Genomic DNA, 21,360 nt, shown 5'->3' with positions numbered 1-21,360 from the left:
GAATCAGAGCTTCTTCTGGAGGGCCGCCTCCGCGCCCGACGGGCGGAAGCCCAGGGCGACGTTGATGCCCAGCATGTGCGCGTTCTCCTCGGCGTTCCACGTGTGCACGCGCTCCGTCTGCGGGTACCGGGCGGCGAGCTCGCGCAGGTTGACCGCCTTGACCAGCATGCCGAGCCGGTGCCCGCGGTGGGACTTCACCGCGATCGTCTCCTCCTGGAACACGAACGCCGGCTTGCCGTCCTGCAGCAGGAACGACGTGCCGGCCGCGATCTCGCCCGACGGCACGTGCTCCACGAGGGTGGTCAGCAGGCGCTGGCCGCTGTCGGCCCGGTCCTCGAGATAGACCCGCACCCGCTCGGCGTCCCACGTCTCCTCGCCGAAGTCGAGCTCGCCCTGCGGTACGTCCGTCGACATCCTGGCCATGAGCTGGGCGTATCCTGCGTGCCACTTCGTGGGGATGCCCTCCCACGTATGCGTCCGGTAGTCGTCGCCGGCCTTCGCGCGCGCCCCCGCCTCGAAGGCCGCCAGCTCGTCGGGATCCACGGGCAGGTCGAGCCGCGACATCCGCTCCACCTGCTCGACGGTGTACCCACGGTCGAGCGCGAACCGGACCCCGGCGGTGTCGGCGGGCAATCGTCCGACGCCGGTGGCCGGCACCAGCGCGTCCTCGTCGTCGGCGGCCTCGCGCGGCGACAGCGACCAGCTGAAGAACGTGGTCCGCCCGGAGCCGGCGGCAGCCTCTTCGGCCCGCGCAGTCAGGGCCGTGCCGATGCCCTGCCGCCGGTGGTCCGGACGGACGCCCACATAGACGTCGGCGGTGTGCGTGTTGTCCTTGAGCGCCATCGCGAGGAACGCGAAGCCGACGACATCGTCAGCGGTCGGCGCACCGCCGTCGGGCCGGTCCAGGACCGCGACGAACCGCTGCTTGCGCGCGTACTCCTGATGCAGCATCCCGCTGACCATCTGCTGCGCCGGGCGGGCGAGGTCGTCGTGCCCAAGGGTCGCGGTCTCCACTGCCCGGTCGACGGTGGCCATGCCGTGGTACGCCCAGGCGTCGGGGTGGTCGACGGACGGTACGGCCGCCACCTCGAGGACGTGCCACGGCGTCTGTGCCGGCGTGCGGCCGGTGGGCGAGGTCATCCCACCAGGGTGCCCCGGCCCGCCGTCGGCGGCGAGGTTATTTCGGCGGGCCGGGGCACCGGGTCAGGCGGCCACGGAGATCGCCTGTCCGACGGCGGTGCGGTCGGTCAGGGCGCGGTAGTCCTGCCGAACCGCAACCTACGCGTGCTGACGCCGGCCCATCGGCGTCGAACCGCAACCTACGCGTGCTGATAGCCGTTCAACCGAAGGCTACGAGTCCATAGAGGGGGCCGTTGGGCTCGTAGCTTGCGGTTCGACGCCGCCAAGGGCCCACAACTTGCGGTTCGGCGCCCGCACACCCACACCGGCGCACACACCCACGAACCGCCACCCGTGCCAGCGCGTGCGTCTGACTACGCGGCAGGCGGGGGAGCCGTGCTCGCGCGCTCGACCAACCGCGTGGGCAGGCGGGTGTGCTTGCTGGCCGTGGTGCCCGACTCGAGCATCGCGATGACCATGCGGAGCGCCTCGGCGCCCATCTCGTGCAGGGACTGGGCGATGGTCGTCAGGGGTGGGGTCGACGCGGCGGCCTCGGGGACGTTGTCGAACCCGATGACCGACAGGTCCTCCGGGACGCGCAGCCCCAGCTCCTGGGCCACCTGGATGACGTGGATGGCCGACAGGTCGTTCGCGGCGAAGACGGCGGTCGGCCGGTCGGCTCGTTCGAGCAGGTCGTGCGTGGGCCGGTCGGACCGGTCCGGGCGGTAGCCGCCCTCGAGCACGAGGCTCGGGTCCGGGGTGAGGCCTGCTGCGGTCATCGCCTCGACGAAACCCAGCTCGCGGAGGCGGGCCGACTCCAGGTCGGAGCGTCCGCCCAGGTAGCCGATGCGGGTGTGGCCGAGGGCGATGAGATGCTCGGTGGCGGTGCGCGCGCCGCCCAGGTTGTCGGAGTCGACGGTGGCAGGCCCGGTGGGGCCGGTGTGCGGGTCGATGGCGACGATGGGGACGCCTTCGTGCACCGGGAGCGCTAGCGTGGGCGTGACGATCACCACGCCGTCGATCAGGGTGCCGGCGAGGCGCGACAGCGAGCGGCGCTCCCAGCCCACGTGGTCCGAGCGCCCGGCGTCGCCGCAGTAGGCGAGCAGCTCGTAGCCGGTGCCGTCGATGGCGGCGGAGATGCCCTTGAGGAGCTCCGTGCTGAACGGCTCGAACTCGGCGACGAGCACGCCGATCACGTTCGTCTGCCGACGGCGCAGGCTGCGCGCGACGAGGGACGACTCGTAGCCGAGGTCGGCGACGACACCGAGCACCCGCTCCGCGGTGGCCGCCGCCACGCCGTACCGGCCGTTGACGACCTTCGAGACGGTGGCGACGGAGACTCCGGCGACGCGGGCGACGTCGGTGATGGTGGCGCGGCCGGTCGCACGTTCCTGGGTGGCGAAGGGTTCCGGGGTCCCCGGACTGCTCGTCACGCTGTCACCCGGTCCGGCAGTGGACCCGGGTGAGCCTGTCCCACTGTGCACGGAAGTGAGAGTACCCCGGGCAACCACGTGTGTCTGTTGGGGCCCGCCGTTTCGAAATCGATATCGAAACCGATTGACGAAACCCATGACCGGCTGCCACAGTCCTGACTGACGGACCTTGTCGTCCGTCAACCGGCAGCCTCCTGCCGACCGTCGATGACGACTTACAAGGGGTTCCACAATGATGAGGAAGATGCGCGGAACGGCACTGGTCGCGCTCGGCAGCACCGTCGCACTGCTCGTGTCCGGCTGTATCGGAGCCAGCTCCGACCCGGACGGCGGCGACTCGAGCGAGAACGCCGAGGCCCAGGAGTTCACCTGGTGGCACAACTCGAACGGTGGCGACGGCGAGGAGTACTACGCCCAGGTCGCCGCCGACTTCGAGGCCGAGACCGGTGCCACGGTGAACATCGAGGCCATGGAGCACCAGGACATGCTGACCAAGCTCCAGGCGGCGTTCCAGTCCGGCGACGACGAGCAGATCCCGGACGTCTACATGAGCCGTGGCGGTGGCGAGCTCGGCGCCGAGGTCGAGGCCGGCCTCGTGCGTGACCTCACCGAGGACTCCGCCGACACGATCAGCACGATCTCGAACTTCACCGACCAGTACACGGTGGACGACAAGGTCTACGCGCTGCCCTACTCCATCGGCCTCGTCGGCTTCTGGTACAACAAGGAGATCTTCGAGAAGGCCGGCATCACCGAGGTGTCGCCGAGCCCGACCATCGAGGAGTTCGACGGCTACGTCGAAAAGCTGAAGGACTCCGGGGCCACCCCGCTGTCCGTGGGCGCCGGCGACAAGTGGCCGGCCGCGCACTACTGGTACTACGGCGTGGTCAGGGAGTGCCCGTACGAGACGGTCGAGGCCGCGATCGACAGCGCCGACTACTCCGACCCGTGCTTCCTCGAGGCGGGCGAGCACGTCGAGGACATCCTCGCGCAGGAGCCCTTCAACAGGGGCTTCCTCACCACCCCGGCGCAGACCGGCCCGACGTCGGCCTCCGGCCTGCTCGCGACCGGCAAGGTCGGGATGGAGCTCGCCGGCCACTGGGAGCCCACGACCGCCAGCGACCTCACCGCTGACGGCAAGGTGCCCGACTTCCTCGGCTGGTTCGCGTTCCCGACGTTCGAGGGTCAGGGCGGCGACCCGGTCGACCAGATGGGCGGCGGCGACGCCTGGTCGGTCTCGTCCGCGGCGCCCGACGTGGCGGTCGAGTTCGCCAACTACCTCCTCACGGACGAGGTCCAGCAGGGCTTCGCCGAGCGCGACATGGGCCTGCCGACCAATCCCGCGGCGACCGGTTCGCTCACGAACGAGACCCTCGCGCAGCTCATCCCTGTGCGTGACGGCGGTGGCGTGACCCAGCTCTACCTGGACACCCGCCTCGGCCAGTCCGTCGGTGGCGCCATGAACGACGAGATCGCCCTCCTGTTCGCCGGTGAGGCGGGCCCGCAGGACGTCGTCGACGCGATCCAGGCCGCTGCTGAAGCGGAGCAGTGAGCCAGTGACGTCAACAGCCCAGGGCGGGCGCGACAAGGTGAGCCGTGGCAAGGTGAGTTCGGCGTGGCGCAAGCGCCTCGAGATCGCATTCTTCGTCACGCCCGCCCTGGCGCTGTTCGCACTCTTCGTGATCTGGCCGATCATCACGGCGGTCCAGCTGTCGGTGTTCCGCTGGAAGGGATTCGGCCCGCTGACCGACTTCGTCGGCCTGCGGAACTACCTGACGGTGCTGAACGACGACGTCTTCGTCGACGCGGTGATCCACAACCTGATCATCGTCGGCGGCTCGATCGTGGTGCAGCTCCCGCTGGGCCTGGCCATCGCGCTGCTGCTCAACCGCAAGATGTGGGGTCAGGGCCTCCTGCGCACGATCATCTTCGTGCCGTACGTGCTGGCCGAGGTCATCGCGGGCGTGGTCTGGTTCCAGCTGCTGCAGCCGCAGTACGGCGTCATCGACAACCTGCTCGGCTCCGTCGGGCTGGAAGCCCCGGAGCAGGGCTGGCTCGGTGACCCGGAGCTCGCGCTGTGGACGGTGCTCGTCGTCCTCACCTGGAAGTACCTCGGCCTGGCCGTGATCCTGTTCCTGGCCGGCCTGCAGAGCGTGCCCGAGGAGCTCTACGAGGCGGCCCAGCTCGACGGTGCCACCTGGTGGCAGGTGCAGCGCACCATCACCGTCCCGCTGCTCGGCCCGACCATGCGGACCTGGGCATTCCTGTCGATGATCGGATCGCTCCAGCTCTTCGACATGGTCTGGATCCTGACCGGCGGCGGTCCTGCCAACTCCACGACCACGATGGCGACCTACCTCATCAACCAGGGCACCCAGAGCCAGAACTTCGGTATCGCTGGGGCTGCCTCCGTGATCCTGTTCGTCATCGCGCTCGTCATGGCCGTCCTCTACCAGCAGCTCGTCCTGAGCCGGGACACACGGCCCGACGTGGTGACGCGGAAGAAGAAGACGAGAGAGGTGATCCGGTGAGCGCTCCCAACGCGCACGTCCTGATGCGCGCCCCCAGTACCAGCGGCCGGACACGGAAGGGTCGCTCCTTCGGGGGCGGCAGCCCGCTCGTCTACGGGATCTCCCTCGTGGTCGTCGCCCTCACCCTTGGGCCGGTGCTCTACGGCGTGCTGGGCGGTTTCCGCACCAACGCACAGATCGCCGAGAACCCGTCCGGCCTGCCGGGCCCCTGGGTGCTCGACAACTACGTCGGTGTCCTGACCGGCGCCAGCTTCTGGCAGTACGCGCTCAACTCGACGATCGTCGCCGTGCTGACCACGGTGATCACCGTGGTGTTCGGGGTGATGGCCGCCTACCCGCTGGCTCGGTACGAGTTCAAGGGCCGCGAGGGGCTGTTCATGGTCTTCGTGGTGGGCCTGCTCTTCCCCGCCACGGTGGCGATCGTCCCGCTCTTCATCCTCATCACGCAGAACCTGCAGCTGGGAAACACGTGGATCGGCGTGGCGCTGCCGCAGGCGGCGTTCGCCCTGCCCGTGACCGTCGTGATCCTCCGGCCGTTCCTGGCCGCGCTCCCGAAGGAGCTCGAGGAGGCGGCGCAGCTCGACGGCACGTCTCGGATCGGCTTCTTCTGGCGCATCCTGCTGCCGCTGTCCGGCCCAGGGATGGTGACGGTCGGCGTGCTCGCCTTCGTCGGGTCGTGGAACGCCTACCTGCTGCCGCTGCTCCTGCTGCAGTCGGACATGCGGACGCTGCCGCTCGGTGTCGCCGACTTCTCGTCGGAGCACGCATCGGACACGGCGGGCGTGTTCGCCTTCACGACGCTCGCCATGATCCCCGCCCTGGTGTTCTTCCTCGCCATGCAGAAGCGCATCGTCGGCGGACTCACGGGTGCCGTCAAGGGCTGAGGAGGACGCGGCTCGCCGCGCAGGGGTCCCGCTCCGGGCGGACCACGTTTCAAGCAGGGCTGACAAAGCAGGTCGAGAAAGGAATTCGATGACGGAGCTGCCGGTGGCACTTCAGGGGATGCCCGAGGTGTCGGAGCGCGTGCGCGCGCTGCACGCACAGATGACTCTCGAGGAGAAGCTGGCACAGCTGGTCGGGTACTGGCTGGACCAGGGCGGCAACGTCGTGGCACCGATGCAGGGCGAGATGGCCGGTGGCCAGGCCGCCGCACTCCCGGAGATCACGAAGCACGGCCTGGGGCACTACACCCGGGTGTACGGCACGCGGCCGGTCGACCCGGTCGAGCGGGCGGCGTGGCTCTGGGGGGAGCAGCGGAGGCTGAAGCGCGAGACGCGCCTCGGGATCCCTGCCCTGGTCCACGAGGAGTGCCTCACGGGCCTGGCGGCCTGGCAGGCGGCGACCTTCCCGACGCCGCTCGCGTGGGGGGCGTCGTTCGACCCCGACCTCGTGGCAGACATGGGCCGCGTCATCGGCGAGTCCATGCGCGAGCTCGGTATCCACCAGGGGCTGGCGCCCGTGCTCGACGTCGTCCGCGACCCCCGCTGGGGACGGGTCGACGAGTGCATCGGCGAGGACCCGTACCTCGTCGGGACCGTCGGCACCGCCTACGTCCGTGGGATCCAGGGCGCGGGCGTGCACGCGACGCTCAAGCACTTCGTCGCCTACTCCGGTTCCAAGGCGGGGCGCAACCACGCCCCGGTGAGCGCGGGGCCGCGCGAGATCGCCGACATCTACCTCCCACCGTTCGAGATGGCGGTGCTCGACGGCGGGGTGCGTAGCGTCATGGCGTCGTACAACGACGTCGACGGCGTGCCCATGCACTCGTCGGGCGAGTACCTGACGGACCTGCTCCGCGACCAGTGGGGATTCGACGGCGTGGTGGTCGCCGACTACTTCGGCGTCGCGTTCCTCAGCGTCATGCATGCCATCGCGGCCGACCGCGGCGCGGCTGCCGCTGCGGCGCTCGAAGCAGGTGTCGACATCGAGCTGCCGTCGGGTGACGCGTACCTCGAGCCGCTCGCCGCGCTCGTCATGGACGGGACCGTGCCGGTCGAGATCGTGGACCGGTCGGTGCTGCGTGCGCTCAAGCAGAAGGAGGAGCTCGGTCTCCTCGAGCCGGACGCGTTCGAGGGCGCGCCGCCCGCCGTCGTGGACCTGGACTCGCCCGCCCACCGCGACGTCGCCCGGCGCCTCGCCGAGGAGTCCGTGGTGCTGCTCTCGAACGACGGCGTGCTGCCGCTCGGCTCGTGGGACGACAAGCCGGCCCGCGTGGCGGTGATCGGGCCGAACGCCGCCCGCCCCGAGGCGCTGATGGGCTGCTACTCGTTCCCGAACCATGTGCTCGCGCACTTCCCGGGTGTCCCGGTCGGGTTCGACATCCCGTCCGTCGCGGACGCCCTGGCCACGGAGTTCGGCCGCGCGGGCCTGCCGGTCCCCGAGCTCACGTTCGCAGAGGGCTGTGCCGTCGAGGGCGACGACACCTCCGGGTTCCCCGAGGCCGTCGCCGCCGCCGCGGCCGCCGACGTGGCGGTGGTCGTGGTGGGTGACCAGGCAGGGTTGTTCGGCCGCGGCACCGTGGGTGAGGGCAACGACAGCGAGTCGCTGGAGCTGCCAGGGGTCCAGCGCGAGCTCGTCGAGGCAGTGCTCGCAGCGGGCAAGCCCGTCGTCATGGTGCTGATCACCGGCCGTCCGTACGCGGTGGGCTGGGCGCTCGATCCATCGGGTACGGACGAGCCCGGCACCAAGCGCCCCGGCGCGGTGCTCCAGGCGTTCTTCCCGGGGGAGGAGGGTGGCACCGCGCTCGCGGGGGTCGTCTCCGGCCGGGTGAACCCCTCCGGGCGCCTGCCCGTGTCGCTCCCGCGTTCCACGGGCTCGCAGCCGTACTCCTACCTGCACCCGATCCTGGGCGGCGCGTCGGAGGTGACGGCTACCGACTCGACGCCGCTGCGCGCCTTCGGGTTCGGCCTGTCGTACACGACGTTCGCGCGCGAGCTGGTCTCCGTCGACCCGGCCGTCGAGGCGGGCGGCAGGTTCAGCGCCGTCGTGACGGTGACGAACACCGGTGAGGTGGCCGGGTCCGACGTCGTGCAGCTGTACGGCCACGACGTGCACGGGTCGGTCGCGCGGCCAACGGCGCAGCTGCTCGGCTACCACCGGGTCACGCTGGAGCCGGGGGAGTCCACGACCGTCACGTTCGACGTGCCGACCGCTCGGTTCGCGTTCACCGACCGCAGGATGGTGCGCGTCGTCGAGCCCGGTGACGTCGAGGTGTGGGTCGGCGCGCACGCGGCCGACAGCGTTGTCAGAGTGGTGGCGGAGGGTATCGCCGACCTGAACGAGCCGAACGACGCACCGGACGCTCTCGCGCACGTCGTCCCGCAGGCGGCCCGCCGGGTCGTCGCGATCACGGGTGACGTGCACGAGGTGACGACCGCTGACGCGCGGTGGGTCGGCGTCACCGAAGCACGCTGACACCCGGATTCCCGCGCGGGCGGCCGACCTCATCAGGTCGGTCGCCCGCGGTGGGAGCCGGCGGTGTGAGCCCGCGATGGGAGCCGGCGGTGGGAGGATGGCCCGATGCGCATCGACGTCTGGCTGTGGGCGGTGCGACTGACCAAGAGCCGGTCGGTCGCCGCCGACCTGTGCCGCAGCGGCCGGGTCCGCATCAACGGCAAGGTGGCCAAGGCATCGGCGTCCGTCGCCGTCGGTGATCGCGTGACGTGGCGCGACCCCCTCAGGGATCGGGACGTCGAGGTGATGGAGCTGCTGCCCAAGCGCGTCGGCGCGCCCCTGGCGGCCAAGGCGTACCTGGACCACAGCCCGGCCCTGCCCACGCGGGTCGAGCGCGAGGCGGTGGGCCTGCGCGACCGTGGTGCGGGTCGGCCGACCAAGCGCGAGCGGCGGGAGATCGACAAGCTGCGCGGCCGGGACGGTTCCTGAGATTCACCCGGGTGAGCTCTGGATGATTTGCGGGATTTGTCTGACCGCGGGCGCTACCTTCACGGCATAGCCCCTGCCCAGCGCAGGTCCAGCGCGCCTCGGTACACCGGGCGCCCCAGCCTGGAGTACCCATGCATCCTCGCACCCGTCGCCGTACCAGGTTCCTGGCCTCGGCCACCGCCCTGGCACTCCTCACAGCACCGGGAACGGCGTACGCCGTGCCCGATCCCAGCCCTCACCCCGACGCCCACCCAGGCAGCGCTGCCGTCCTGGGCGCGCCCGGCGTCGAGGCGGCGCCCGGCGTCGTCGACCCGGCGGACAAGATCACTCCGGGCGCCAAGAAGGCGTTCGCTGCTCGGACCGCGACGAACTTCTGGCTCCGCTTCGCCGACCAGCCGGACCTGTCCGCGGCCGGCGGCATCACCAGCTGGTCCGAGCGCGGTGAGTACGTGTACGACGCGCTCGTCGCGGCGGCCGAGTCCTCCCAGGAGGAGGCAGTCGCGGAGCTGGAGGGCTCCGGCGCCGAGTACACGTCCTACTGGGCCACCAACGCGATCCTCGTCGAGGGCGGCTCGCTCGACCTCGCCACGGACCTCGCGGCGAACGCGGAAGTCCTGGAGATCCGCCCGACGACGCGCTACGCGGCGCCGGAGCCGGTGGAGACCACGGCCGGAGCGAACGAGGCCGCCGCTGCGGCCGGCCCGACCTGGGGTATCGCGGCGATCAACGCGGACGACGTGTGGAACGAGGGTCACACGGGCGAGGGCATCGTGGTGGCCAACATCGACTCAGGAGTGGACGGCGACCACGGCGCCCTGTCCGGGCAGTACCGCGGCCGGGGTTCGGACGACCCGGACGCCTACAACTACTTCTCGGCCGACGGTCGCAGCGACCCCCACGACGACAACGGGCACGGCACGCACACCATGGGCACGATGGTCGGCGGCACGGTGCGCAACGGCGGTGCGGACCACGCCGTCGGCGTGGCGCCCGGCGCCCAGTGGATCGCTGCCGCCGCAGGGGATGCTGACGGGCTGTCGGACGAGGACCTGATCGCAGCCGGCGAGTGGATCCTCGCGCCCTACGACCAGAGCTCGACCGACCCGGACCCGAGGCCGGCGCTGCGGCCGCACGTGGTGAACAACTCGTGGGGCGAGGACTTCTCGACGGACCCGTTCATGGAGGGCATCGTCCAGGCGTGGGAGTACTCGGGCATCTTCGCGACCTTCGCCAACGGGAACGCGGGCGTGTACGGGTGCGAGGCGGCCGGCTCCCCGGCCTCCCGGACCGTCAACTACGCGGTGGGCGCGTTCACCCGGAGCGGGCAGATCGCCGACTTCTCCTCGCGCGGCCCGGGGCAGAGCGGCACGGTCAAGCCGGACATCGCGGCACCGGGCGCCAACGTCCTGTCGACCCTGCCGTCCGAATCCTCTGGCTACCAGAACGGTACGTCGATGGCAGCACCGCACGTCGCGGGAGCCGTCGCGCTGCTGTGGAGCGCTGCTCCGGAGCTCGTCGGCAACGTGCAGGCGACCCGAGCCGTCCTCGACGGCACGGCACGAGACGTGAACGACACGTCGTGCGGAGGAACCGCCGACGACAACAACGTCTGGGGCGAGGGCAAGCTCGACGTCCTGGCGGCCTACGAGCTGGCGAAGGACGAAGCGTTCGACACGACGACCGTGCCGACCGTCTCCGGCGCCGAGTACCGCGTGGGCAAGCCGCTGACCGCCACCGTCGCCGCTTGGAGCCCCGCTGCGACGTTCACCTACCAGTGGCGTCGCGGCACGGACGGCGAGATGATCCCGGGCGCGACGAAGCCGACCTACACCCCTCAGGGTGCGGATCTCGGGTCCGTGCTGTCGGTCACCGCCGTCGGCTCGGCCGCCGGCCGCACGCCCACCTCCACGACCAGTACCAAGACGTCCGTCATCAAGACCGGCAGCCTGACCGCGTCGGTCCCCAGGATCAGCGGGACGATCCGCGTGGGTTCCACCCTGCGCGCGCTCGCCGGCTCGTGGACGTCGGGTACCCAGCTCACCTACCGGTGGTACGCGAACGGTGCCGCGATCAGTGGTGCCAACGGGTTCACCTTCACGCCAACGGCCGCGCAGCGCGGCAAGAGGCTCAAGGTCCGGATCTTCGGCACGCGCGCCGGGTACACGACGGCCAGCCGCACCAGCGCCGCCTCCGCAGCCGTCCCGTCGGGTGTCTTCTCGCAGTCGGCGCCGTTGATCATCGGCGTGGCGGCCGCGGGCACCACGCTGAAGGTCTCCCGCCCGCAGTCCACACCGGTGCCCAGCTCGGTCGCCTACCGGTGGAAGCTCGACGGGCGCTCCATCCGCGGGGCGACCGACAGCAGCCTCTCCGTCCGGTCGTCGTGGAGGGGCCGCAAGATCACGGTCACTGCCACCGTGCGGCGGACCGGCTACTTCACCCGGTCGGTCACCTCGGCGGCGGCGAGGGTCGGGTCGATGTACTCCGCGGCGCCGAACCCCAGGATCTCGGGCACGGTGCGCGTCGGATCCACTCTCCGGGCCTCGACCGGGACGTGGTCGCCGAAGCCGTCGTTCTCGTACCGCTGGTATGCCAACGGCGTACCCATCTCCGGGGCGACGAAGTCGACCTACGCACTGAAGGGCACGGACTACCGGAAGAAGATCACCGTCTCGGTACGGACCTACCGGTCCGGGTACGGGACGGCCATGCGGCGGAGCTCGGCGACCCGCGCGGTGCTGACCCCGGCCATGAAGTTCCCGGGTGACGACTCCACCTCCTGGCTCGTGGGGTCCGACAGTGTGCCGCCGGTCAGCTACGTGGCGCAGGCCGGTTCAGCGGAGTGCATGTGGGAGCGGTACTCCACCAGCAACCTCCTCGCCAGCGACATCGGCTCCGGCCAGCGCATCGTCAAGGTGCAGTCGACCGACTACGCCATCTGGTCGAGCAGCAGCTGCGGCACCTGGACCAAGTACTACGCCGGGATGGTCACCCCCCGGGCCTCCACCGCCCACCACGGTGTCTACGTCCTCGGCGATCACCTCGAGCGAGGCGTGTACTCCACGAAGGGGCCGACGAACGCAGGCACCTCGTGCCGCTACGCCTTCTACAAGGGCTTCTACGGTGCCAGTGGTGTCGTGAGCCAGGGCGAGGTCTCGGAGGCCCACACGATCACGATGCCGTCGTCCGCGCGCGGCTTCGAGACCGCCGGCTGCAGCTGGAAGCGCATCGGCTGACTCTCCCGACGTGTCAGACGGGACAGGTTTCCGACGCACCCCTATGGTGACTGGGATCCAAATTTCGACGACGGCTTCTTCACCCGGTAAGGGTTATGGTCTCGAATGAGTGAAGGTGTTGGCTACGACGGCCTCGTACGCGTGCACGTGAGCCCGAGCCTTGGTCTGAGGGTCATCACAATGCACATCGACGGGCACGAAGTCGACGTCAGATACTTCGGTACGCGGGAAGTCCGGGTGCGCAGTGGACCACATCTTGCGATCTTGTACTCCATGTGGTTGTGGCGTCACGGCGAGGTCGAGTTGCTCGTGGACGTGGCGCCCGGCAAGGTGACTGACGTCTACTACGCGCCGCCACACCACCATCTCGCAAAAGGATCGGTCGGCCTCGTGCCACAACGCGGCAAAGGGCTGGCCATCGCGGTCGGGCAGATTGTCTTGGCTCTAGGCCTCGCGGTCTCCCCTCTCCTGGTGGATCTCGTCGACCACCTCACCGGGTAGGTCCGGCCCGCTTCGGCGGCCCGACCGCGCGATAGTGTCGCCCGCATGACGACCGCCGACCGCCTCACCGCCCTCCTCCAGAAGCACCCCGTCTGGGACGGGCACAACGACCTCCCGTGGGAGCTGCGCGAGCAGTCGGCCTACGACCTCGACGCCGTCGACATCGCGCAGCGGCTCACGACCACCCACACCGACCTGCCCCGCCTGCGCGAGGGCGGCGTCGGCGCCCAGTTCTGGTCGGTGTACGTGCCGTCGAGGCTCGTCGGCGGAGCGGCGGTCACCGCGACGCTCGAACAGATCGACTGCGTGCACCGCATGGTCGAGAAGTACCCCGAGACGCTCCAGCTCGCCCGGACCGCCGCCGACGTCGAGCAGGCGTGGAGCGACGGACGAATCGCCTCGCTCATGGGCGCAGAAGGTGGCCACTCCATCGACGATTCCCTCGCCGTGCTGCGCATGCTGTACGCGCTCGGCGTCCGGTACCTGACCCTCACGCACAACGACAACGTGCCCTGGGCGGACTCCGGAACCGACGAGGAGGTGCTGGGCGGGCTCTCCCCGTTCGGTGAGGACGTCGTACGCGAGATGAACCGCCTCGGCATGCTCGTCGACCTCTCGCACACCTCGGCCGGCACCATGCGCCACGCGCTGCGCGTCACCTCGGCCCCGGTCATCTTCAGCCACTCGAGCGCGCGCGCCGTCTGCGACGTCCCCCGCAACGTGCCCGACGACGTCCTGGCCACGCTCGCGACCAACGGCGGCGTCTGCATGGTGACGTTCGTGCCGCAGTTCGTCTCGCCCGCCGTCGCGGCGTGGCGGGCCGAGGGCGCGGAGGCCGCGGCGGCGGAGGGGATCCGCAGCACCGACATCGGGGCGTTCGAGCCGTTCATGGCGCGGTGGCTGGCCGGGCACCCCCAGCCCCGCACCACGCTGTCCGACGTCGTCGCGCACGTCGAGCACGTCCGCGAGGTCGCCGGCATCGACCACGTGGGCCTGGGCGGGGACTACGACGGCACGCCCACCCTGCCGGAAGGGCTCGAGGACGTCACGGGCTACCCCACCCTGCTCGCGGCGCTCGCCGACAAGGGCTGGTCCGACGCCGACCTGGGCAAGCTGGCCAGCGGAAACATGCTGCGCGTGCTCCGGGACGCCGAGCTGGTGGCGGCGCAGACCGGGCGCTGACTCAGCCGGGGAGCTGGACCACCTTGCGCTGGAAGCCCAGGGCCACCTTCTGCAGGGACTCGAGCGGTTCCTGCTCGTTGTGGTAGCTGATCTGCCGCAGCATCGAGCCGGACGAGGCGAGCAGCGCGACGATCACGTCGCGTGCGTCCTCGCGCGTCTCGAGGGCCTCCTGCAGCAGGTCCTGGACGTGAGGTGATCTGAGGCCGTCTTCCTCTGGGTCGAGCAGTGCTGTCAGGAGCGCTATCGACAACGAGCTTCCGTGGATGCTGGCCATGGTGGTCTCCCCCCGTCGGGGCCCGGGGTTCCCGGGCATCAGGCACCCGCGGGCAGGCCCGCGGGTTGCTCGTCCGACGCCCCACCCCCTGTGGCCCCGGTCGTGCAACCCTTGTGTACCGCAGGTCAGGGCGTCGCGCCTGTTGGCAGGGGCGGAACAGGACCGACGACGGCGTGTCGCGCGGCACGGGCGTCAGGGGACCCGCCGGCCGGCCCCGGTCGACCGGGTCGGCTCAGCCGTGCAGGATCAGCTGGAACAGGACGTGCTCCTGCCACTGTCCGCCGATCTTCAGATAGGCGGGAGCGACGCCGATCCTCACGAAGCCGAGCCGGGCCAGCACTGCCTGCGACGCCTCGTTGTGCGGGAGCGTCGCCGCCTGCAGGCGATGCAGACCGAGCTCGTCCCTGGCGTGGACGACCAGCGCCTCGATGGCGCGGGTCATCAGGCCACGGCCGGTGAACCGGGCGTCGAGCCAGTAGCCGACGTGCCCGTTCTGGAAGGCCCCGCGCACGATGTCGGTGAGGTTCAGCCTGCCCACGATCTCACCGTCCGCCTCGAGCACCGTGTGCAGCGCTCGGCCGGTCGAGTTCTCCAGGACCTGCGCCCAGAGGCGCTCCTTGTGCCACTCCTCCGTGTAGAACTCCTCCGGCCGCGCGGGGTCCCAGGGCGCGAGGTGCTCGCGGTTGCGGGCGTAGCCGTGGGCGAGCGCCACCGCGTCGTCCTTGGTCAGCTCGCGCAGCGTGACGTCGTCGGTCAGGGCGGTCTCGAAGGGCATGGCGAACACCATATGTAGGTTCCGGCGGAACATGACGGGCGGGCGAGGTTGTGACCAGCGGCTTCGCAGGTTCGTGTCAGCGCCGGATTCTCGATTTCGTGTCGGAATCTTCAGCGAGGGGGTTGGAGGGGCGCGACGCTCAGATGCGTCTGAGAGGCGATCGGTACCGTGTCATGTAGGCGAGCACCTTGACGCAGTCCTCACACCGGAGGTGGCGTTCATCGAGTGGCTCGCGGGCGGCCGCGAGTAGTCCGGTCGTCGCATCCTCGATGCTTGGGCCCGGGAGAAGGCCATGATGGCCCAGGTGGAGCAGGACCGTCTGGGCGATCACACCAGCCGTTGCACGTGGCGGGACGACGACGTCGTAGTGGCCAATCGCTTCAAGTGGTTCCTCTCGAATCCGTACGACCTCGTGAGCGAGCCTGCTGCTGGTGATGCGCCACGTCTTGCGCTCGTCGGACTCTTCTCGATCCTTGTGCCAGTAGGCGCCGTCGTACTCGATCCCGAGACGTAGCCCGTACTCGAACGTGAAGAGCATGTCGAGCCACATCCTGCGGTCGCTTGGAACGGGGACGTCGCGCTCGCCCCGACCAAGGACGAAGCCCAGCAGCGTGAACACCTCGGTCTCCAGCTTCGAGGCGCGCGCGTCGCCCTTCGCGCACCGTGGGCATCCGTTCCCGGAGATGAACCTGCCGCGAGGTGAGTTGCCGTGCCAGTGTCGACCCATGCCGGCACAGTAGGCGGAGCCACTGACGCTCACTCCGGGTCGTGCCGGATTTCCACTTTCGTGTCCTCATGGCCCTGCGGCGGCCGTGGCGGCCACCGCGGAGTTGGAGCATACGCGGCCAGTTCTGGCGGGCGGTGGGATCATCGGGAGCATGCGCGCGACTGGGTATGGTGCCGATCTCGAGCTGACTCAAGATGCGCTGATGATCCATGCGGGCAAGATGGCCGCGACGATCCAGCGGGCACCGACGATCACGATCCCGCTTGCCGACGTCGTACGCGTCGAGTGGAAGGACGCGAGAATGCTCGTCAACGGTCACGCGCGCGTATTCGTCTCAGACGGCGTGGATCTCAGTACGTACGGGCCGCAGCCCAACGCGATTAACCCGCAGTCCCTCGTCGTCCACTGGCGTCGCAAGGATCGGGCCGCGTTCGCGGCGCTGCGCGCACAGGTAGATGCGCTTCTAGCCGGACAGCCGTCTCGACGGGAGCCGACCGGCCGCGTTCCGATCGGGGCTGGGCAATCTGACGCTGACCAGCTGGAGCCAACTTCGCCGAAGGTGCGGGGTGCGGCCGGGGTGGCCGACCAAGAGAAAGCCCTACGAGACGTGGTGGCGAAGGCGAAGCGCGGGAAGCTCAGGATGACCGCCTTCGAGTTGTGGGATGGCAGTAGCTCCTCCGTCGAGGTCGTCGGCGAGGCATACCACCGGCGGGAACTGGCGGCGCTCTACAAGGCGGGTGGCCGCCGGACCAGCGAGGGGTTCCGGACGGAGGCTGTGCTCGTTCCCGAGGTGGGCAACGCCCATGACGCGAACGCGGTCCGTATCGATGTCGAGGGGCACACTGTCGGGTTTCTCGCCCGAGAGGACGCCGTGCGCTACCGACCCTTGCTGGCCCGACTCGCCCTCGAGGGTCGAGGTGCGGTCACGAGGGCAAGAGTGTGGGCGACGAACGACGACGGCACCTGGCGTGGTCGAGTCACTCTCGATCTCGGTGATCCCGACTCGATCCTCCCGGCGAACGCACACCCCGGGGAGCCTGCCGCCGAACTACCCGAAGGGCGAACGATCCAGGTGACTGGGGAACAAGAACACCTGGACGTCTTGGGTCCGATGGTGGTCGCGGGGCGCACGACGGCGTTGTGGTGCACCCTGCACGCGCTGACGATCAAGCTGCCCCGCAGCGAGAAGCGCGTTGCTGAGGTCCGCGTCGACGGCCAGCCGGTTGGCACCCTAACGCCGGCAACATCGGCCGGCCTGCTCACCGTGGTGGACCGCGCCGAGGCCCTGGGGCGCACAGTGACCGCCCACGGATTCCTGTCGGGAAAATCCCTCACCGTCTCCATGGCGCTCTCAATCGCGCGCACAGCGGACCTCACCGAAGAGTGGATCAGCGAGCACCTGGAGCCGACACCGTGAGTCTGTCCCGCAGTTCTCGCCGATCCTGAGGGAGTCCCGCCTCCGTGACCTGACGTTTTGTGGCGATGTGGCGGACTGGAACTCGCACCAAGATGGCGAAGTCCCACCGCTCACAGCACCGCTCGCGCACGACCGTGCCGGTAGCGGCTGGAGCCCTCCGACTCGCGAAGCAGCTCCACCGCCTAAGCGGGTGTCAAACCAAGGATCACCGACTCGAAGAAGGCCTTCAGCACTCAGACTGGCTCCCTTGAGGAGGTAGTTCGGTTCTGCCTTGTTGCTCACATCTCCGGATTCGCGATGACAAGGAGTTGCCACCTGGCAACCTCCGTCGCTACAGTTATTACACCTGACAGAAGCTGACAGTGACAGAAGGAGGTAGGTGCATGGTTACTACGGTCGAAGCAAGCAAGGCCGATGCGGAGGACCTCGTCGTCCTCGACCGCGCCGTGGGGCAGCTGCCTGCAGATTCGCCTGTCCGTGCGCTGCTCGCCAACCTGCACGGCAGCCTCGCTTCGGGCAAGGGTGCGACGCTCGTCGAGCAGGACGCCCAGCTCAGCCCCAACCAGGCGGCGGACCTGATCGGCGTCTCTCGTCCGTTTCTCCTGAGTTTCATGAAGTCCGGCGCGCTGAGCTTCACCATGGTGGGTTCGCACAAGCGCATCGCGCTGTCCGACCTGCTTGAGTTCAACACGCGCCGGCTCGCAGCGGGCAAGCTTGTCGCCGAGGCTGCCGCGAACGCTGCGTCGCGTGAGAGGGCTGCCGTCGAGTCTCGCGCGCCGATCAGCGACGAGGCGCTCAGCGAGCTCGACGACCTCTGACCTGCTCTTTCAGGAGCGCAAGCCGTCCAGCACCGCGTGGGCCCACGGCTTGCGCTCCTCGCATTCCTGGCACACGGGCAGGCGGGCAGAGCCGTCGAGTCGAGGGACGAACCACTGCCCGCAGAGCGAGTACACGGCCGTGCCGTCGACGAACGCTGCTGCGAGAACGCTCGTGTTGACGTAGTGGAGCGCCGTTGGCGTGGGAAGTTCCTGAGGCTGCGCAACCATGTCGGTGGTGTCGTTCACGGCTGCCGTCAGCTGAGACAGGCGTGCGTGCGACACGATCCACACGAGTTGTAGGTCCCCGCCCTTCAGGTACACCTGCTCTTGCTCTTCCGCGCTGTCGCGGACGAGGGCGAGAATGTCGATGATTGGCTGGATCAGGTCTTTGTGGTCCGCGCCTCGGATCAGCAGGGTGACCGTGAGCATCCCCGAAGTCGTGTGCGCCAGGTCCGCGGTGGGTGCCGGCTCGTCGATGGGCTCGCTCTCCAGGCGCAGCGTGCACGCGTTGCTCCTGGTCGTGTCGGCTAGCTCGAACTCGACAGGTCGCTGCTCTGTGGTGGTCTCGCGTAGGGCGTCGAGGATCGTCGTCAGGGCATCGACGCGCCAGCCGCGCCGGCGGATGCTCTCGGCGTCCTGTGCCGCTAGCTTCTTGTCGAGCTCACCAGGGAGCCACGTGCCCTTCTTGATGAAGTCGGCTGCCGTGGAGTGGAAACGGTCATGAGGGCTGGCGAAGACCAGCCACATCACGTCGCCTTCCAGCACGAACGCGCCGCGCCATCCCGCCCCTGTGTGGCTGCGTGCTTCGTAGACGGTGCGGCCTGCGGCCTTGGAGGAGGCGGTGTGCCTGTCCGGCATGCCGCCCTGCTCGAGGATGGTGCGCACGTCGTTCAGGAGCGAGTACTGCATCTGCCCGAGGCGGTGCTCGTGGAGGATGTGTCGTCGCGTGTCGGCGTCCGGCGCCGACTTCGCGCGATCGAACACCGTCCGTTCCGCGGCGACGTCTGGTTCGTCGGTAGGCAGGAGCTTGAGCGCTCGAAGTGTGGGGCGCACCTGGAGCACGCGCGGCGGGTCGGGTTCGGTCATGTCACCTGTCTTGGTCGGATTCAGCACTGCGGAACGGTTGTGACTCTCGCGGGAGTCGACCCCGTGGGCGGGGTCCTGCCTTGCCTGGTTCTTCGTCATGCGCGGGACCGTGCCACGGCGAGTGTGTTTGCGTCGCGTGCTGCCTTCGCGGCCTTGCGCAGTGCTTCACGGTGGGCGGTGCTGTACGGAGAGGCCAGCGCCCGGTGGTACTCCTCGCGGCGGCCCAGCGGGTGGCGAGCTGACGGTACGAGGACGGTCCTCTCTTTCAGCAGCCCGGCCTTGCGCAGCTCGAGGTACCCCCGCTCTGCGGTCCGCTCACTGAATCCGTAGAACTCCTGAGCCCGCTCGTTGGCCATGACGAACGTGAGCTTCCCTTTCGGGTCCTGCGTGTCGCGCAGGATCACCAGCAGCATCGCCTTGCCCGGCAGCGACAGTTCGTCGATCGTGCCGGCAGTCCAGTAGGCGAACGGGATCGTGAAGAACCCCTTCCCGCGCGCCGCCGGATCGTCCACCGGTTCCGGGTTCCACGCCTCCCCGTCGCCGTTCTCACGCTTCAGGACGAACTCGGGTGTACCTCGACGCCCCCCGACCTTCAGAAGGCCCATCTGCTCCAGTGCGGCCATCGCGCTACGGACCGACCGTTCCGAGACGTCCTGGCCGAGCAGGCGAGCCCACGTCCTGATGGGCAGGGGAGAGCCGGGAAGGACCGGCTGCAGGGCGTGCACCGTGAGCAGCAGGTCCAGAGCGAGCTCCTTGCGGCCGGTGACCAGCTCGGCCAAGACCGAAGGTCGCGGCTTGGCCTCCCGCTGCACGAAGTCCTTGCGGATCCGCACGAAACCACGCTTTGCGCTGCGGAACAGGTCGTCACGGGTATGCGTGGTGTCTGATGTCGGCAGGTCTTCGAGCCCCGCGAATGGGTCGAGCTCCGCCTCCTCTGTGTCGATCTCGGGGGTGTCGTCCATGCCTGAAGCGTACGCCATCAGTCGGACATGCCAGCTGGTTGACGGTATACAGATCGACGCTCTCAGGTGCCAGTATGCGAGGTTCTGCAATCCTCTATGCTAGGTAACTGCGATAGTTCTGCGATACCTGATAACCATCAGGCGCCCGGTCCCGCGCTACGGCGCATGCAGTACTGCCTGGGCGCCTCCAGGGACGGGAGTTCCTGCCGATTCGTGCCCTCGTCGGATCCCGCCCGTATACCTGAGCATCGGCGCGTCGTGGAGGCGCGGGACGCTGTCCCCCTTCGCCCGAGCAGCTCGTCAAGGCGGATAGCTGGTCATGCAGGTGGCGGCCTGGTGTGCCATCGCCGCGTCGGTGAGGCATCAGGCCGCGGCGGGTTGGGACAAGCAGTCGGCTGTCAGGCGCTATTGAGCGGACCACGGTCGTAGCCGTCGAACGGTGACGTGCTTTTCACTGTGAAGAGGATGTCGCGGGCTTGCGACGTCCGACCGTCAGCGGAACCACCGACTTGGAACGCGCGAAAGACCTCTGTATCTCTCGCGGGCGGCCAGTCGCTCCACGCCCGGTAGAACGCACCCTCCCACTCGTGGTGGGCCCACCGCCAGGGACCCTTGAAGCCGACGGCGGTGAGGCCCGCGAGCAGTCCTTCTGCGGTGTTCCTGAGCTTCTGCTGCTTGTTCACGTTGGCTCCTTCTCAGATGTCACGAGCCAGGCATCGAACCCGCTGACGGTGTGCACTCCGACGTGGTCCTGCAGCCGACCGACCAGCATCGTGTGGTTGATGATCGTGTCGCGCCGGTCTATGTCGGTCACATCCTCGAGTGACGCCCATCCACCGTCGATCAGATCCTGGTGGTGCCATCGCAGCGGCAGCGGCAGGTTCTCGTCACGATCGGCAAGCACTCGAAGTGCGATCCCGATGTCCAGGGTGCGGATGAAGTTGTCGGTCATGCTTTCCCCGAGGCCACCCGGTGCAAACAGTCTGGAGATGCGGGTCCAGAGGTTGTCGTCGGCTGTTCGGCGCGCGGCCGAGGGCGAAGGGGCCGCCAAGTCGGTGCTGGTCAGTGCACTCCGGAAGCCTTCGAAGGACAACCGCAGGTCGGACGTCCTGTTCCAACGGGTGACCGCCTCGCTGAACTTTGCTTCCGCCTCATGTTGCGAGTAGCCGAGATGCCGTAGCCGGAAGCGAGCCTCTTCCAGAGTGGTCTGAAACCCCGGCTTGCGCTCCACGTAGCCATCCACGAAAACGTACTCAATCTCGGTCAGACTTCCCGGCGGAAACAGCCAGTAGTGGTTCTCCCGGCTGCGGTTCTTCCCCCAGTCGAGGTCCACTCCGTTGACGGACAGCGTAATGACCGATCCCACGGACAAATCCTGACACCTCTGTCCCTGGCCAGCGGGTACCCGTCCGGTGCTAAT

19 protein-coding genes are annotated in these 21,360 nt (G+C 69.1%); 10 read left to right on the top strand and 9 right to left on the bottom strand.

Annotated features, from left to right (window positions below; all coding sequences use genetic code 11):
- Nucleotides 1-3 precede the first annotated feature (3 nt).
- Entirely contained in the window at nucleotides 4-1,140 is a 1,137-nt protein-coding gene (locus APR04_RS13150) for a GNAT family N-acetyltransferase (RefSeq protein ID WP_253870925.1), read from the bottom strand.
- Between the two features lie 353 nt (nucleotides 1,141-1,493).
- A complete protein-coding gene (locus APR04_RS13145; RefSeq protein ID WP_253870924.1) occupies nucleotides 1,494-2,552 on the bottom strand; it encodes a LacI family DNA-binding transcriptional regulator in 1,059 nt (352 codons plus the stop codon).
- Between the two features lie 244 nt (nucleotides 2,553-2,796).
- On the opposite strand from APR04_RS13145, the gene APR04_RS13140 reads away from it, so the two are divergent.
- The 8 genes from APR04_RS13140 (at nucleotide 2,797) to APR04_RS13105 (ending at nucleotide 13,881) form a co-directional block, all read left to right on the top strand.
- Entirely contained in the window at nucleotides 2,797-4,104 is a 1,308-nt protein-coding gene (locus tag APR04_RS13140; RefSeq protein WP_253870923.1) for an ABC transporter substrate-binding protein, read from the top strand.
- A gap of 4 nt (nucleotides 4,105-4,108) precedes the next feature.
- Nucleotides 4,109-5,083 (top strand): carbohydrate ABC transporter permease, encoded by a 975-nt coding sequence (locus APR04_RS13135; RefSeq protein ID WP_253870922.1) that lies wholly within the window; start codon nucleotides 4,109-4,111, stop codon nucleotides 5,081-5,083.
- 23 nt (nucleotides 5,084-5,106) lie between these two features.
- Nucleotides 5,107-5,967: a carbohydrate ABC transporter permease gene (locus APR04_RS13130; RefSeq protein ID WP_253870992.1), complete on the top strand. Its 861-nt coding sequence runs from the start codon at nucleotides 5,107-5,109 to the stop codon at nucleotides 5,965-5,967.
- An 88-nt stretch (nucleotides 5,968-6,055) separates the two neighbouring features.
- On the top strand, nucleotides 6,056-8,497 hold the full coding sequence (locus APR04_RS13125; RefSeq protein ID WP_253870921.1) for a beta-xylosidase/alpha-l-arabinosidase: 2,442 nt from the start codon (nucleotides 6,056-6,058) through the stop codon (nucleotides 8,495-8,497).
- Nucleotides 8,498-8,602: 105 nt separating this feature from the next.
- Nucleotides 8,603-8,965: an RNA-binding S4 domain-containing protein gene (locus APR04_RS13120; RefSeq protein WP_253870920.1), complete on the top strand. Its 363-nt coding sequence runs from the start codon at nucleotides 8,603-8,605 to the stop codon at nucleotides 8,963-8,965.
- A gap of 131 nt (nucleotides 8,966-9,096) precedes the next feature.
- Nucleotides 9,097-12,198: a S8 family serine peptidase gene (locus APR04_RS13115; protein WP_253870919.1), complete on the top strand. Its 3,102-nt coding sequence runs from the start codon at nucleotides 9,097-9,099 to the stop codon at nucleotides 12,196-12,198.
- Between the two features lie 105 nt (nucleotides 12,199-12,303).
- Entirely contained in the window at nucleotides 12,304-12,699 is a 396-nt protein-coding gene (locus APR04_RS13110; protein WP_253870917.1) for a hypothetical protein, read from the top strand.
- A gap of 45 nt (nucleotides 12,700-12,744) precedes the next feature.
- Nucleotides 12,745-13,881 (top strand): dipeptidase, encoded by a 1,137-nt coding sequence (locus APR04_RS13105; protein WP_253870915.1) that lies wholly within the window; start codon nucleotides 12,745-12,747, stop codon nucleotides 13,879-13,881.
- Between the two features lies 1 nt (nucleotide 13,882).
- On the opposite strand, the gene APR04_RS13100 is transcribed toward APR04_RS13105, so the two are convergent.
- From APR04_RS13100 to APR04_RS13090, 3 genes are all read right to left on the bottom strand, one after another.
- Nucleotides 13,883-14,155 carry a hypothetical protein gene (locus APR04_RS13100; protein ID WP_253870913.1) on the bottom strand — a complete coding sequence of 91 codons (273 nt, stop codon included), beginning with the start codon at nucleotides 14,153-14,155 and terminating at the stop codon, nucleotides 13,883-13,885.
- 232 nt (nucleotides 14,156-14,387) lie between these two features.
- Nucleotides 14,388-14,930: a GNAT family N-acetyltransferase gene (locus APR04_RS13095; RefSeq protein WP_253870911.1), complete on the bottom strand. Its 543-nt coding sequence runs from the start codon at nucleotides 14,928-14,930 to the stop codon at nucleotides 14,388-14,390.
- 139 nt (nucleotides 14,931-15,069) lie between these two features.
- A complete protein-coding gene (locus tag APR04_RS13090; RefSeq protein WP_253870910.1) occupies nucleotides 15,070-15,657 on the bottom strand; it encodes a hypothetical protein in 588 nt (195 codons plus the stop codon).
- A 202-nt stretch (nucleotides 15,658-15,859) separates the two neighbouring features.
- On the opposite strand from APR04_RS13090, the gene APR04_RS13085 reads away from it, so the two are divergent.
- The gene (locus tag APR04_RS13085) at nucleotides 15,860-17,074 is read left to right on the top strand and encodes an HIRAN domain-containing protein (protein WP_253870909.1); all 1,215 of its coding nucleotides are present in this window, start codon (nucleotides 15,860-15,862) and stop codon (nucleotides 17,072-17,074) included.
- A gap of 383 nt (nucleotides 17,075-17,457) precedes the next feature.
- Nucleotides 17,458-17,892: a helix-turn-helix domain-containing protein gene (locus APR04_RS13080; protein ID WP_253870908.1), complete on the top strand. Its 435-nt coding sequence runs from the start codon at nucleotides 17,458-17,460 to the stop codon at nucleotides 17,890-17,892.
- Between the two features lie 9 nt (nucleotides 17,893-17,901).
- Here APR04_RS13080 and APR04_RS13075 read toward each other — a convergent pair whose 3' ends face one another.
- The 4 genes from APR04_RS13075 to APR04_RS13060 form a co-directional block, all read right to left on the bottom strand.
- On the bottom strand, nucleotides 17,902-19,077 hold the full coding sequence (locus APR04_RS13075; RefSeq protein ID WP_253870907.1) for a DUF3039 domain-containing protein: 1,176 nt from the start codon (nucleotides 19,075-19,077) through the stop codon (nucleotides 17,902-17,904).
- Nucleotides 19,074-19,940, bottom strand: a complete 867-nt coding sequence (locus APR04_RS13070; RefSeq protein ID WP_253870906.1) for a hypothetical protein — start codon at nucleotides 19,938-19,940, stop codon at nucleotides 19,074-19,076. Before APR04_RS13070 ends, APR04_RS13075 begins: the two co-directional genes overlap by 4 nt.
- Nucleotides 19,941-20,338: 398 nt before the next feature.
- Nucleotides 20,339-20,623, bottom strand: a complete 285-nt coding sequence (locus APR04_RS13065) for a hypothetical protein (protein ID WP_253870905.1) — start codon at nucleotides 20,621-20,623, stop codon at nucleotides 20,339-20,341.
- On the bottom strand, nucleotides 20,620-21,306 hold the full coding sequence (locus APR04_RS13060) for a HEPN/Toprim-associated domain-containing protein (protein WP_253870904.1): 687 nt from the start codon (nucleotides 21,304-21,306) through the stop codon (nucleotides 20,620-20,622). Before APR04_RS13060 ends, APR04_RS13065 begins: the two co-directional genes overlap by 4 nt.
- Between the last annotated feature and the right edge of the window lie 54 nt (nucleotides 21,307-21,360).

Source organism: Promicromonospora umidemergens, assembly GCF_024171995.1.
Taxonomy (GTDB): domain Bacteria; phylum Actinomycetota; class Actinomycetes; order Actinomycetales; family Cellulomonadaceae; genus Promicromonospora; species Promicromonospora umidemergens.
This window is presented reverse-complemented; position numbering and strand designations above follow the sequence as displayed.